Raw genomic sequence first — 12256 nt, forward strand, 5'->3', positions numbered from 1 at the left:
CCCTGATGATAGCACATGGCGCTGCATGACATATGGCGCCTGATGCAGCCTTTGACTGCAAATGCTGCATCTTCCGCCATGTGAAGGCCGGGCGCAGGCTGTCTGCATCTCCCGAGCGGGAGCAGGCGATCGACGGAGACCCCGATGACAGACATGCCTCCCTCCTCCTCCCCCACGCACGCCGATAGCACCCGGGCCGATGACACCCGGGCCGGCCGCACGGGTCTGGCCGGTCTGGCGCTTTCCATGCTGACCGCCTCGCTCGGCGTCAGCATCGCCAATGTCGCCCTGCCGACGCTCGCCCAGGCCCTCGACGTGCCGTTTCAGGCGGTGCAATGGGTGGTGCTGGCCTATCTGCTGGCGGTGACGGTAGCGATCGTCGGCGCCGGCCGGCTGGGCGATGCGCTCGGGCGCCGGCGGGTGCTCTCGGCCGGGCTCGTGCTCTTTGCGCTTGCCTCGGCGGCCTCGGCGCTGGCGCCCTCTTTCGACCTGCTGATCGCGGGCCGGGCACTCCAGGGGCTGGGGGCGGCCGTGCTGATGGCGCTGACCCTGGCACTGGTCCGCGAGACGGTGGCGGCAGAGCGCACCGGCGCCGCCATGGGCCTGCTCGGCACCACCTCGGCCATCGGCACCGCGCTCGGGCCTTCGATGGGCGGGCTGCTGATCGCCGCCGCCGGCTGGCGGGCGGTGTTCATCGTGCTGGTGCCGGCGGCGCTGGCCGCCCTGCTGCTGATCCGCCGCGGCCTGCCCGCCACGCCCGCCCCCAGTCCGGCCGCCCCCGCAGCCCCTCGCCCAGGGCTCGACCTGCCGGGCACGCTGGTGCTGGCCGTCAGCCTCGGCGCCTATGCCCTGGCCATGACCCGGCCGCACGGGCTCGATACCATGGCCTTCATCCTGCTCGCCATCGCCGCCCTCGGCGTCACGATCTTCCTGGGCGTGGAGCGCCGCGCCCGGGCACCGCTGATCCGGCCGGCGGCGCTCTGCGAACCGCTGCTCGCCGCCGCGCTGATCTGCAATCTGCTGATCGCGACCGTGATCATGACCACGCTGGTGGTCGCCCCCTTCTACCTCTCGCACACGCTCGGCCTCGACACCGCGCGGGTCGGGCTGGTGATGTCGGTGGGGCCCGTGCTGTCGGCCCTGACCGGCCTGCCGCTCGGCCGGCTGGTCGATCGGGGCGATGCCGGTTTGATGGCGGTCGCAGGGCTCGCCGCCATGGCCGCGGGCGCCGCCCTGCTCGCGGTTCTGCCCGGCTGGTTCGGCCTGCCCGGCTATCTTGCCGGCATCCTGGTGCTCACCCCCGGCTATCAGCTGTTTCAGGCCGCGAACAACACCCAGGTCATGGCCACGGTGCCCGCAGACCGCCGCGGCGTCACCTCGGGCATGCTGGGCCTTGCCCGCAATCTGGGGCTGGTGACCGGTGCGGCGGTGATGGGCGCGGTCTTTGCCGCCGCCGCCGGCGGCAATGTCACCACGGCCGGCGCCCATGCCGTCGCCCGGGGGCTGCGCGTCACCTTCGCCACCGCCGCCCTGCTGATGCTGGCCGGCATCGTCATCGCGCTTGTCGGACGCACGATGGCGGGGCGCATGATTGCGGGACGGTCGGCGGCGGTCAGATCCAGGCGGGATCGGTCGTGAACACGATGGTCAGCCAACGATGCGGGCCGGCCTCGCCCAGTGCCTCGCCGATCTCGCGGCGGATGCCGTCGAACCAGGCGGTCGTGCCCGGATGATCGGCGGGCACCACCACATGGATCTCGATGAACCGGCCGCGGCCGACCTTGGCGGCATAGCTGGAATAGGTGGTGAAGCCGTGCCGCGCCACCACCGCATCCATCACCCGCCGCACCCGGGCATCCAGCGTGTCGGGGGTCATCAGGAAGATCTCGGTCGCCGCCCGCCACACGATCCGCGCCGGCACCGGCAGCAGGCAGAGCGTCAGCACCATCAGCACCGCCGGGTCGACATAGGGGGTGAGCCACGCATGGGGCGTGCCGTCCAGAACGGCCCCCGCGACGAAGGCCGCCAGCAGCGCGCTGGTGATCAGCGCCGAGAGCAGCCAGCCCCGCGCATCCAGCGCCAGCAGGTCCGATCCGATCTGCCGGTTGGCGCGCCGGCCATAGGCGAACATGATGAAGCCGATCGCGGCCACCACCACCGCATAGCCGGCCGCCCAGCCGAAGGCCAGCGGCCGGCCGCCGGCCAGCAGATCGGTCGCCGCGGTCACGAAGGCATAGCCGCAGAGCAGCAGGGTGATGCCGCCATTGACCGCGATCACCATCGGCTCGATATGCCAGAAACCGTGCTGGAAGCGCCGGCTGTCCTCGCGGGCGACCAGACGGGTGACCATCAGCGACAGCAGCGACAGGGCGGCATCCAGCACCGAAAACACACCGTCGAAGATGATCGACTGCGCGCCCGAGGCCAGGCCGAAGCCGATCCCCAGCGCCGAGACCAGCAGGGTGGCGGCGATCGACCGGCGCAGAACCCGGGCTTCATGCGCGACGGTCATGCCCGGTCCTCCCGGCCGGAGGCGGGCAGCGCCGCCGCCCGCTCGCGCAGCACCCGCCGCGCGACGTCGATGAAGGCCCGCAGCTTGGGCTGATTGCGGCTGCGGTCGGGGAAATAGAGCCGCAGCCCGTCCGAGACCGGCAGCCAGTCCGCCAGCACCGTCTCCAGCCGGCCGGCCGCAAGATCATCGGCGATCTGCAGATCGGCGGCATAGATCAGCCCCAGCCCCGCCAGCGCCAGCTCGCGCATCAGGGCGGCATCGTTCACGATCGTCGCCCCCGGCGGGTCCAGCCGGAAGGCCTCGGCCGCGCGTTCGAATTCCCAGCGATAGATCATGCCCGATGTCGGGTAGCGATAGCGGATACAGTCATGGCCATCCAGCAGCGCCCGCGGGTCCGACGGCCGGCCATGGGTGTCGAAATAGCCGGGCGTGCCCGCGACCACCCAATGGAAATCGCGGGTCAGCGCCAGGGTGATCATGTCGCGGGCGATGAATTCGCCGATCCGGATGCCGGCATCGAAGCCTTCATCGGCCAGATCCACCGCCGCATCCTGCACCGCCACCTCTACCGTCACCTCCGGATACAGCCGGCGCAGGACCGGCAGCACCGGCACCATCACCAGATCCACCGCCAGCCGCGGCACGGTCAGACGCAGATGGCCCTGCGGCCGGCTGCGGAAATCGTCCAGACGGTCGAAGGCGGCGGTCATGTCGGCCATGGCCGGGGCCAGCCTCGCCTTCAGCGCCTCCCCCGCCTCGGTCAGCCCCACCTTGCGGGTGGTGCGGTGAAACAGCGCCACCCCGGTGCGCAGCTCCAGCGCCCGCACGGCCTGGCTGACGGCGGCCGGCGTCACCCCCAGCACACCCGCCGCGCGCCGGAAACTCGCCTGCTCGGCCACCGCCAGGAATTCGGCCACGCCCTGAAAGGCGTCGCTCCGCGACATCGGACACCTCGATTGGAAAGTTGAACTTAACAGACTGGATATGACTACACGATTTTCATGACGCTTTCACCGGAGGAGGATCAGCTATCGGATCCGTTATCGGGAAAGGTCCCGCTCATGCAGTACACGACCCTCGGCCAGAGCGGCCTCGTCGTCTCGCGGCTCGCCTTCGGCACCATGACCTTCACCGCCGGCAATGCCGACATGCCCTCGGTCTACAAGACCGGCACGGCCGCGGCCGAGGCGATGATCGGCCGGGCGCTCGACGCCGGCATCACCCTGTTCGACACCGCCGACGGCTATGCCGGCGGCGAGAGCGAGACCATGCTCGGCCGTGCGCTCGGGGCCCATCGCGACCGCGTCGCCATTGCCACCAAGGTCGGTTTCCGCAACGGCCCGGCCCTCGACCGTCAGGGCCTGTCGCGCCGCCACATCCTGCGGTCGATCGATGAAAGCCTCAGCCGGCTCGGCACCGACCGGGTGGAGCTGTACATCGCCCACCGCGAAGACCCGCACACGCCGCTGGAAGAAACGCTGGATGCGCTCGATGCCGTGGTCCGTGCCGGCAAGGCGCTCTATCTCGGCGTCTCCAACTGGCAGCCGTGGAAGATCGCCGCGGCGCTGGAGATCCAGCGCGCCCGCGGCCTTGCGCCGTTCACCCACGCCCAGATGCACTATTCGCTGCTCGGCCGCGACGTCGAGCGGGATTTTCTGCCGATGGCCGCCCGCTACGGCCTGGGTCTCACGGTCTGGGGGCCGTTGTCGGGCGGTTTCCTGACCGGAAAATACGATCAGGGCCGCCTGGACCGGGCCGATGGCCGGCTGTCGGGCTTCGACCTGCTGCCCTTCGACAAGGCGCGCGGCTTCGCCCTGCTCGACGTGATGCGGCCGATCGCGGCGGCCCATGGGGCCAGCCTCGCACAGCTCGCCATCGCCTGGCTGCTGGCCCGGCCGGGCGTCTCCAGCGTCATCCTGGGCGCAAGCCGCATGGACCAGCTGGACGACACCATCACCGCCGCCGGCCTGCGCCTGTCCGCGGACGAGATCGCGGCGCTCGATACCGCCACGGCCCTTGCCCCGGTCTATCCGCACTGGTTCATCCAGGGCCTGGCCGATGCGCCGATGGCAGCGGCACTTGCAGGCTAGCTGCCGAAAAGATCGCCAATTGCGGCCGGGGCCGGACGGCTGCGGGCCAGGCGTTCCAGCGCCGCCCCGTCGCTCTCGGCCCCGCCATCGGGCGTCAGATGCACCAATTGTGCCCCCGCCGCCCTCAACAGCGGCGAGACCAGGTGGAAGCGGTGGCAGTCCAGCGGGTCGCATTCGGCGCACATCAACGCGATGCGATGGTGGCGGGCGCCGTGGAGCAGGCGGGTGATGCCGCGTGCCCGCGCCTCGGCAAGCCGCTCCGGATCGGCATCGGCCGGCGGCCGGCCGCCCAGCTCGGCCCCCAGCGGCACATGGGCGATGCCGGCCATCTTCAGCGCCGCCGCCAGCGGCCGGGCCCCGAATTGCGGATGACGCCGGGACCAGGGCACGGAGCGCAGATCGGCCACGGCCGTGATTTCCGCCGCCCGAAGCAGGGCGACGAAGCGGTCGATCGGATGGTCGGAATGGCCGATGGTCCAGAAGACCGGCCGGGCCACGCCAGTGTCGTCGGTGGGCGTCTCCATCGGGCCATCATGATCCGCCCGGCCCACGGCTGCAATTCCGCAGACCGGCCATCGGACAGACCGGCCGCGCGGTGCGGTGCAGATCGCGCTAGGCTTCGCAAAACACACGAAGACCACCCAGGAGGATCGCCCATGTCCGAGACACCCCCCGTCACCCTGCTCGCCGAAGGTCTGGCCTTCCCCGAGGGCCCGGTCGCCATGCCCGACGGCTCGGTGATCCTGGTCGAGATCGCCGCCGGCCGCATCACCCGCGTGATGCCCGATGGCCGCAAGCTGACCGTGGCCGAGCCCGGCGGCGGCCCCAACGGTGCCGCGATCGGCCCCGACGGCATGCTCTATATCTGCAACAATGGCGGCTTCGAATGGACGGTCGACAAGGGCTTCACCAGGCCCGCCGGCACACCCGCCGACTGGTCGGGCGGGCGGATCGAGCGGGTCGATCCCGAGACCGGCAAGGTCGAGGTGCTCTATACCGAAAGCGATGGCCGGGGCCTGCGCGGCCCCAACGACATCGTCTTCGACGATCAGGGCGGGTTCTGGTTCACCGATCTGGGCAAGACCTTCCACGACCGGACCGATCACGGCGCGATCCACTACGCCAGGGCCGACGGCTCGCTGATCCGCACCGCCGCCTGGCCGGTCAGCAACCCGAACGGCATCGGCCTCTCGCCCGACGGCCGCACGGTCTATGCCGCCGAGACCACCACCGGCCGGCTCTGGGCCTGGACCATCACCGGCCCGGGAGAACTGGCGCCGCAAAGCTGGCCCGAGGTCGAGCATCCGCGGCTGATGGGCCCGGCCCCCGGCTTCCGGCGCTATGACAGCCTGGCGGTAGAGGCCTCGGGCAATATCTGCGTCGCCTCGCTGCGCATCGGCGGCATCGAGGTCTATGCACCCGACGGGCCGGTGATCGATTTCGTGCCCTTCGACGACCCCTACACCACCAATATCTGTTTCGGCGGCCCCGGGCTGAAGACCGCTTATGTCACCCTGTCGGGCACCGGGCGGCTGGTCAGCGTGCCCTGGCCGCGGGCGGGGCTGAAGCTCGCCTATGGTTGACGGGCGGGGTGCCGCAAGGCTATCGGGAAGGTGAGCTGAGCTGACGAAGGGGCCGCCATGTCCGCCGCGATCCATATCGAAAGTCTGACCGGCCGGGCGCTGCACGACCGGCTCGACGATCTGGCGGCCCTGCGCATCGCCGTGTTCCGCGACTGGCCCTATCTCTATGACGGCGACCTCGATTACGAGCGCCGCTATCTCGCCACCTATGCCGAGGCCCCCGGCAGCGTGATCGTGGCCGCAATCGAGGCGGCGACCGGCCGGGTGGTCGGCGCCGCCACCGGCCTGCCGATGTGCCACGAGCCCGAAACCCTGGCCGGCCCCATGCGGCAGGCGGGCTACGACATCGACCGGCTGTTCTATTTCGGCGAGTCGGTCCTGCTCGCCCCCTGGCGCGGCACCGGCATCGGCGTCGGCTTCTTCAATGCCCGGGAAGCCCATGCCCGGGCGCTGGGCCGGATGAGCCATGCCTGTTTCTGCGGCGTGGTCAGGCCCGACGACCACCCGCGCCGCCCGGCGGGCTTCGTGCCGCTCGACGGGTTCTGGCGCCGCCGGGGCTATGAACCCGTGGCCGGCGCGGTGGGGGAAATCTCGTGGCGCGACCTGGACGAGGCCGAAGAGACGGCCAAGCCCATGCAGTTCTGGGCGCGCGCACTTTGACCGGCATCACCGCACGTCCCGCCCGCGGCCGCAGCGCCCCGGCCCCCGGCCCCGAGCGGATCACCGTCGCCGCGGCCGCCTGGCCGGTTGCACGGCCGGACAGCCTTCAGGCGCTGGAAGCGCGTCTCGACCAATGGCTCGGCCAGGCCGTGGCCGGCGGCGCCGAGCTGGCGGTTTTCCCCGAATATGGCGGCATTGAGGCGGGGGTGCTCTCGCCCCGCTGGCGCCCCGGCGACCTTGCGGCGGATATCGATGCCGCCTCGGACATGGCCGGGGTCTGGCTGGATCTGCACCGGCGGCTTGCCCGCCACCACCGCATTCATCTGCTGACCGGCAGCCTGCCGGTGCGCGATCCGGCCCATGACCTGCCGGTCAACCGCTGCTGGCTGGTGGCCCCCGACGGCAGCGCGGCGCATCAGGACAAGCGGATGATGACCCGGTTCGAACGGGAAAGCTGGGGGATCGGCCCGGGCGATGCCCGGCGGGTCTTCGACACCGCCCTCGGCACCATCGGCATCGCCATCTGCTATGACGCGGAATTCCCGCTGGAGGTGCGCGACATGGTCGCCGCCGGCGCCGGGATCCTGCTGGTGCCCAGCTGCACCGACAGCGCCGCCGGCTATCACCGGGTGCGGGTCGCAGCCCGGGCGCGGGCGCTGGAAGGCCAGTGCTTCGTGATCCAGTCCCCCACCGTCGGCACGGCCGACTGGTCGGAAGCGGTGGATGTGAACCGGGGGGCGGCGGGCATCTTCGCGCCGCCCGATCGCGGCCTGCCCGATGACGGGGTGGTGGCGCAGGGCGGGCTCGACCAGCCGGGCTGGACCATCGCCACGCTCGATCTCGGCGCACTCAGGCGGGTGCGGGCCGACGGACAGGTGCTGCCGCTCCGCCATTGGGACGAGCAGGCATCCGCCGGCCGGGCATGATCTAGTCGGCTTCCGCCTCGATCCGCGCGACCACCGGGCTGGCGCGAAGCGCATCGACCAGTTCGGCCGTGCAGGCGACCGGCACCATGCCGAAGGCGGTGGGCGGCCCGATCCAGACCAGATGATCGGCCAGGCCGAGACGCTCGGCCTCTGCCTGCAGGCCGCGGGCACGGCGGGCGGTATCGGCGGCGGCGGCGGCGAGCCCTCGTCCGGTCGACGGGGTTTCCGTCGCCGCCAGGGTGATCAGATAGCGTCGGGTTCCGGCCGGCTTGGGCGGCGGCATGGGCATGGGTCCTCGGGAGGGTCTTGGTCCGCAGGGAGGGCGGCAGGCTGGTGCCGCCGCGGACCAGCATATGGCATCTTCCGCGTCCGGGGGTAAGACCATGTCGGTGACATCGCGCCGTCACCGCGAGATTGGCGCGGCAGGACCGGCGCGGCGAGATGGGCGCAGCGGAATCAGGGCCGGCTGCGGAACACCGCCCGGCTGTGCTCGAACAGATGGCGGATGGCGTGCAGCGCCGCCGCCCGGGCGGCGGTATCGGCCGCCGCCAGCGGCTCGGCCGCGGCCAGTTCGGCGGCCAGCGCCCTCGCCCCCAGATTGGCGGCAGACCCCTTGAAGCCATGGGCCGCGCGCCGCCAGGCCTCGCCGCCCGCACCGAGGGCTGCCTCCAGCGCCGCCAGATACTCCAGCGCCCCGGCTTCGAACAGGCCGAAGACCTCGTCTTCGAGATCCCGGTCGCCGAGGGTATAGGATCTGAGCTGATCGAGGTCGAAGATCTCCACCGGCATCTCCTTCACCGGCATTCTTTCCGGGCGTGGCAATCAGTCGAGCGGGAATTCCGCATGCACCACCGTGTCGCCCGGGCGGATGCCGAGCAGCCGGGCGGTGCCGGCATTCAGCTCCAGCACCGCACGTGCGGCATGCTTGGAGCCGATCGGCGTGTCGGTCAGCGGCACGGTATCGGCCGCGATGTCGACCACCACGCCCTCGGCATCCAGGAACAGCATGTCGAGCGGTACATAGGTGTTGCGCATCCACATGGTCGGCTGGCTGCCCTCGGGGAAGACGAACAGCATGCCGCGATCGGCGTCGAGATCGGAGCGGAACATCAGCCCCATGGTCCGCGCCTCGTGCGAGCGGGCGACCTCCACGCGGAACATGCGGGCCTTGCCGCCCTCGGCCGGCCGGATCGCCAGCGGCTCCAGCGGCTGTTCCGGCAGGGCCTGGGCCTGGATCACCGCGCTTGGCCAGGATCTCGCCGCCACCGCCGGCCAGGCCCAGGCGCAGTTGGCCGCCAGCATCATGGTTGCGATCAACAGACAGAGCGATGCCCGGTAGCCTGGGCGGCACCGGTTCAGGACCTGGTCCAGCATGCGCGTTCCTCGTCGGGGGCTCACGCGGCCGTTACCGTCGTCTGCCTGCCCGGGCATGTGAAGATCCTCTGCCCGAAGATCGTCTGCCCGGAAAGGCGGTCGTCGCGTCGGCCGTCGCGGCTTGGTGCGGTCGGGGGACGTGGCGGAGCCTGCACCGCAGCCGCCCTCGGGACGCAACGCCCGAAGGGCGCCCGGACCCAGGGATGACCGTGGTGCGTCTTCGGTCATACTCCTGCCCGGGCCTGCGCGCAACCGGAACGCTCGGGCCCTGCGAAAACACGCGCCTTACGCAAGGGATGCCATGGGATCTTGCACCCTGGATACCGCCGGTGCATAGTTCGGCCTTCACTTGGGGGGAGCCGCGGTGCGGCGGCTGAGAGGTTCCCGGTTCGGAACGACCCCTGAACCTGATCCGGTTCGCACCGGCGGAGGAACAAGTGCGCATGCCATGCCCGACGACATCCGTCCCCTCATCCATCCGTTGACCGCAGAGCCCGCGGCCCGGATGCAGGCGCCTGCCCTGCATCTTGCCGATGTCACCATCCGTCCGGGCGGGCGGCTGGTGACCGACGGGCTCGGCCTGGATATCGCCGCCGGCCGCATCACCGCGCTGCTCGGCGCCAGCGGTTCGGGCAAGACCACGCTGCTGCGCCTGATCGCGGGCCTTGATGTCGCGGGGCTGGAACGCGGCCGGGTCACCGCCTCCGACGGCCGGCCGCTCGACGGCCGGATCGCCTGGATGGCCCAGCAGGACCTGCTGATGCCCTGGGCCCGGGTCATCGACAACGTCACGCTGGGCGACCGGCTGCGCGGCCGGAAAGCCGACCGTACCCGGGCGCTGGATCTGCTCGACCGGCTGGGTCTGGCCGGCACCTCGGCGCTGCGCCCGGCGGCCCTGTCGGGCGGCATGCGCCAGCGCGTCGCCCTGGCCCGCACGCTGATGGAAGACCGGCCGGTGGTGCTGATGGACGAGCCCTTCGGCGCGCTGGATGCCGTCACCCGCCACGGGCTGCAGGATCTGGCCTGCCGCATGCTGCGCGGCCGCACCGTGCTGCTGGTGACCCATGATCCGCTGGAAGCGCTGCGCATGGGCGACGAGATCGTGGTGCTGACCGGCAACCCGGCCCGGCCGATGGCGGTCGCCGCCCCGCCCGGCCCGGTGCCGCGCCCGGTGGATGCCGCCGATCTGGGCGACAGGCTGGCCCGGCTGATGGCGGTGCTGGAGGTGCGCGCATGACCGGACAGGCTTCGGGCGCCTGGTGGCGCGGGCTGGTGGCGGTGGCCGGGCTGATCGCCGTCTGGTGGGCCGCCGTGCTCGCGACCGGGCTGCCGCCCTTCCTGCTGCCCGCCCCCGACCAGGTGGCGCAGGCGATCTGGACCAACCGGGCGCTGCTGGCCGATCACGCCGCGGTCACCGCGCTTGAAATCGCGCTCGGGCTTGGCGCCGGCACGGCCGTCGGCGTCACCTCGGCGCTGGCGATCGCCGGCGCGCCCAGGCTCGGCCGCTGGATGATGCCGGTGATGGTGGGCGCCCAGGCCCTGCCGGTCTTTGCGCTGGCGCCGCTGCTGACCCTCTGGTTCGGCTATGGCTATGCGCCCAAGATCGTGATGGCGGCGCTGATCATCTTCTTCCCCGTCGCCGTCGCCTTCCTGGACGGCCTCAGGCGGACCGAACCCGGCTGGCTCGACATGGCGCGGGTGATGGGCGCATCGCGGCGGCGCAGCCTGCTGCTGATCCGCCTGCCCGCCGCGCTGCCGGCCCTCGCCTCAGGGCTCAGGGTCGCGGCCGCGGTGGCGCCGATCGGGGCCGTGGTCGGCGAATGGGTCGGCTCGTCCGCCGGCCTCGGCTATCTGATGCTTCATGCCAACGGCCGGATGAAGACCGACCAGATGTTCGCGGCCCTCGCCGTGCTGGTCGTCCTGACCCTGGTTCTCTATCTCGTGGTCGACCGGGCGCTGCGCGCCGCCATGCCCTGGCAGGCGGATGCGCTCGACGGCGGCCAGCGCAGCTGACACCCCGCACCCATATCACCACTCCCGGAGGAGATGCCCCATGACGCAGCGTGTTGCCACGCGGCGCGGCATGCGCCGTCTGCTGGCCGCCACCCTGGTTGCCGCCACCGCCCTGGCGGCCCCGGCTGCCCAGGCGGCCGAAAAGCTGACCCTGCTGCTCGACTGGTATGTGAACCCCGACCATGCCCCCCTGCTGGTCGCCCAGGAAAAGGGCTATTTCGCCGAGGAAGGGCTGGAGGTGGAGATGATCGCCCCGGCCGATCCGTCGGATCCGCCCAAGCTGGTCGCCGCCGGCCGGGCCGATCTCGCCATCACCTATCAGCCGCAGCTGATCGCCATGGTGCACGAGGGTCTGCCGCTGAAGCGGGTCTCGACCCTGGTCGCCACCCCGCTCAACAGCATCATCACGCTGGCCGACGGCCCGGTGAAGACGCTCGCCGATCTGAAGGGCCGCAGGATCGGCTATTCGGTCGCGGGCTTCGAAGACGCGCTGCTCGGCCGCATGCTGGCCAGCGCCGGGCTTTCCGTCGACGACGTCACGCTGATCAACGTCAACTTCGCCCTCGCCCCCTCGGTGATGTCGGGGCAGGTGGATGCGGTGATCGGTGCCTATCGCAATGTCGAGCTGGTGCAGATGGCGCTGGAAGGCCGCCCCGGCCGCGCCTTCCTGGTGGAAGAGCACGGCGTGCCGCCCTATGACGAGCTGGTCGTCGCCGCCCGCGCCGACAAGGCCGCCGATCCGCGCTTCGCCGCCTTCAACCGCGCGCTGGAAAAGGGCGTGCAGTTTCTGATCAACCACCCCGATCAGTCCTGGGAGCTGTACATCAAGGGCCGGCCCGAGATCGCGGACGAAGGCAACCGGAAGTCGCTGGAGGCGACGCTGCCGCGCTTTGCCCACAGCCCGGCGGCCCTCGATTACGGCCGCTGGCGCAATTTCGCCGCCTTCATGCACGAGGCCGGGCTGATCGACACCCCGAAGCCGGTCGAAGACTACGCCCAGGCCTGGCGTTGATGCGGAACCGACGCTGATCCGGTTCCCCGTCCCCTCTGATCAAGCCTGAAACGCCCGCTTGCGACCATGTGCCGCAAGCGGGCGTT

The 12256-nt window shown here is 71.2% G+C and carries 14 protein-coding genes and 1 riboswitch; of the genes, 8 read left to right on the forward strand and 6 right to left on the reverse strand.

What is annotated here, in order from left to right:
• Positions 1-144 precede the first annotated feature (144 nt).
• On the forward strand, positions 145-1638 hold the full coding sequence (locus tag WI697_RS21915) for an MFS transporter (RefSeq protein WP_385999153.1): 1494 nt from the start codon (positions 145-147) through the stop codon (positions 1636-1638).
• On the opposite strand, the gene WI697_RS21920 is transcribed toward WI697_RS21915, so the two are convergent.
• Both WI697_RS21920 and WI697_RS21925 read right to left on the reverse strand, forming a co-directional pair.
• Complete coding sequence (locus tag WI697_RS21920; RefSeq protein WP_345959929.1) at positions 1613-2512, reverse strand: cation diffusion facilitator family transporter; 900 nt, start codon at positions 2510-2512, stop codon at positions 1613-1615. The two genes, WI697_RS21915 and WI697_RS21920, sit on opposite strands and share 26 nt — an antisense overlap.
• The gene (locus tag WI697_RS21925; RefSeq protein WP_345959930.1) at positions 2509-3456 is read right to left on the reverse strand and encodes a LysR family transcriptional regulator; all 948 of its coding nucleotides are present in this window, start codon (positions 3454-3456) and stop codon (positions 2509-2511) included. Before WI697_RS21925 ends, WI697_RS21920 begins: the two co-directional genes overlap by 4 nt.
• 117 nt (positions 3457-3573) lie before the next feature.
• Between WI697_RS21925 and WI697_RS21930 the strand changes: the two genes are divergently transcribed.
• The gene (locus WI697_RS21930) at positions 3574-4602 is read left to right on the forward strand and encodes an aldo/keto reductase (RefSeq protein WP_345959931.1); all 1029 of its coding nucleotides are present in this window, start codon (positions 3574-3576) and stop codon (positions 4600-4602) included.
• Here WI697_RS21930 and WI697_RS21935 read toward each other — a convergent pair.
• Positions 4599-5126 (reverse strand): DUF488 domain-containing protein, encoded by a 528-nt coding sequence (locus WI697_RS21935; protein WP_345959932.1) that lies wholly within the window; start codon positions 5124-5126, stop codon positions 4599-4601. The genes WI697_RS21930 and WI697_RS21935 overlap by 4 nt on opposite strands.
• A 132-nt stretch (positions 5127-5258) precedes the next feature.
• Here WI697_RS21935 and WI697_RS21940 point away from each other — a divergent pair, with 132 nt between their 5' ends.
• The 3 genes from WI697_RS21940 to WI697_RS21950 are packed head-to-tail and all read left to right on the forward strand — an operon-like array spanning position 5259 to position 7771.
• Complete coding sequence (locus tag WI697_RS21940) at positions 5259-6185, forward strand: SMP-30/gluconolactonase/LRE family protein (RefSeq protein WP_062762480.1); 927 nt, start codon at positions 5259-5261, stop codon at positions 6183-6185.
• A gap of 57 nt (positions 6186-6242) precedes the next feature.
• Positions 6243-6845: a GNAT family N-acetyltransferase gene (locus tag WI697_RS21945; RefSeq protein ID WP_345959933.1), complete on the forward strand. Its 603-nt coding sequence runs from the start codon at positions 6243-6245 to the stop codon at positions 6843-6845.
• Positions 6842-7771 carry a carbon-nitrogen hydrolase family protein gene (locus tag WI697_RS21950; RefSeq protein WP_345959934.1) on the forward strand — a complete coding sequence of 310 codons (930 nt, stop codon included), beginning with the start codon at positions 6842-6844 and terminating at the stop codon, positions 7769-7771. The genes WI697_RS21945 and WI697_RS21950 overlap by 4 nt, the downstream gene beginning before the upstream one ends.
• A 1-nt stretch (position 7772) precedes the next feature.
• Here the strand turns inward: WI697_RS21950 and WI697_RS21955 are convergent, their stop codons facing one another.
• The 3 genes from WI697_RS21955 to WI697_RS21965 form a co-directional block, all read right to left on the reverse strand.
• On the reverse strand, positions 7773-8054 hold the full coding sequence (locus WI697_RS21955) for a hypothetical protein (RefSeq protein WP_062762477.1): 282 nt from the start codon (positions 8052-8054) through the stop codon (positions 7773-7775).
• A 173-nt stretch (positions 8055-8227) separates the two neighbouring features.
• Positions 8228-8560, reverse strand: a complete 333-nt coding sequence (locus tag WI697_RS21960; protein ID WP_345959964.1) for an Hpt domain-containing protein — start codon at positions 8558-8560, stop codon at positions 8228-8230.
• A 33-nt stretch (positions 8561-8593) separates the two neighbouring features.
• Entirely contained in the window at positions 8594-9145 is a 552-nt protein-coding gene (locus WI697_RS21965) for a DUF192 domain-containing protein (RefSeq protein WP_269451103.1), read from the reverse strand.
• A 342-nt stretch (positions 9146-9487) separates the two neighbouring features.
• Positions 9488-9596: riboswitch (TPP riboswitch) on the forward strand.
• A gap of 54 nt (positions 9597-9650) precedes the next feature.
• On the opposite strand from WI697_RS21965, the gene WI697_RS21970 reads away from it, so the two are divergent.
• From WI697_RS21970 to WI697_RS21980, 3 genes are read left to right on the forward strand one after another with little or no spacing between them, the layout of a single operon-like run.
• Positions 9651-10382 carry an ABC transporter ATP-binding protein gene (locus WI697_RS21970; RefSeq protein ID WP_345959935.1) on the forward strand — a complete coding sequence of 244 codons (732 nt, stop codon included), beginning with the start codon at positions 9651-9653 and terminating at the stop codon, positions 10380-10382.
• Entirely contained in the window at positions 10379-11158 is a 780-nt protein-coding gene (locus WI697_RS21975; protein ID WP_062762474.1) for an ABC transporter permease, read from the forward strand. The genes WI697_RS21970 and WI697_RS21975 overlap by 4 nt, the downstream gene beginning before the upstream one ends.
• 40 nt (positions 11159-11198) lie before the next feature.
• Positions 11199-12170, forward strand: coding sequence for an ABC transporter substrate-binding protein (locus tag WI697_RS21980; protein WP_197465078.1), 972 nt, complete (start codon positions 11199-11201; stop codon positions 12168-12170).
• The last annotated feature ends 86 nt before the right edge of the window (positions 12171-12256 follow it).

Source organism: Tistrella mobilis (assembly GCF_039634785.1).
GTDB classification, from domain to species: Bacteria; Pseudomonadota; Alphaproteobacteria; order Tistrellales; family Tistrellaceae; genus Tistrella; species Tistrella mobilis.

Coding starts and splice junctions, on each gene's coding strand:
- WI697_RS21945 (WP_345959933.1), top strand. CDS start 6,243: ATGTCCGCCGCGATCCATATCGAAAGTCTGACCGGCCGGGCGCTGCAC.
- WI697_RS21975 (WP_062762474.1), top strand. CDS start 10,379: ATGACCGGACAGGCTTCGGGCGCCTGGTGGCGCGGGCTGGTGGCGGTG.
- WI697_RS21965 (WP_269451103.1), bottom strand. CDS start 9,145: ATGCTGGACCAGGTCCTGAACCGGTGCCGCCCAGGCTACCGGGCATCG.
- WI697_RS21970 (WP_345959935.1), top strand. CDS start 9,651: ATGCAGGCGCCTGCCCTGCATCTTGCCGATGTCACCATCCGTCCGGGC.
- WI697_RS21915 (WP_385999153.1), top strand. CDS start 145: ATGACAGACATGCCTCCCTCCTCCTCCCCCACGCACGCCGATAGCACC.
- WI697_RS21935 (WP_345959932.1), bottom strand. CDS start 5,126: ATGGAGACGCCCACCGACGACACTGGCGTGGCCCGGCCGGTCTTCTGG.
- WI697_RS21955 (WP_062762477.1), bottom strand. CDS start 8,054: ATGCCGCCGCCCAAGCCGGCCGGAACCCGACGCTATCTGATCACCCTG.
- WI697_RS21960 (WP_345959964.1), bottom strand. CDS start 8,560: ATGCCGGTGGAGATCTTCGACCTCGATCAGCTCAGATCCTATACCCTC.
- WI697_RS21925 (WP_345959930.1), bottom strand. CDS start 3,456: ATGTCGCGGAGCGACGCCTTTCAGGGCGTGGCCGAATTCCTGGCGGTG.
- WI697_RS21930 (WP_345959931.1), top strand. CDS start 3,574: ATGCAGTACACGACCCTCGGCCAGAGCGGCCTCGTCGTCTCGCGGCTC.
- WI697_RS21920 (WP_345959929.1), bottom strand. CDS start 2,512: ATGACCGTCGCGCATGAAGCCCGGGTTCTGCGCCGGTCGATCGCCGCC.
- WI697_RS21980 (WP_197465078.1), top strand. CDS start 11,199: ATGACGCAGCGTGTTGCCACGCGGCGCGGCATGCGCCGTCTGCTGGCC.
- WI697_RS21940 (WP_062762480.1), top strand. CDS start 5,259: ATGTCCGAGACACCCCCCGTCACCCTGCTCGCCGAAGGTCTGGCCTTC.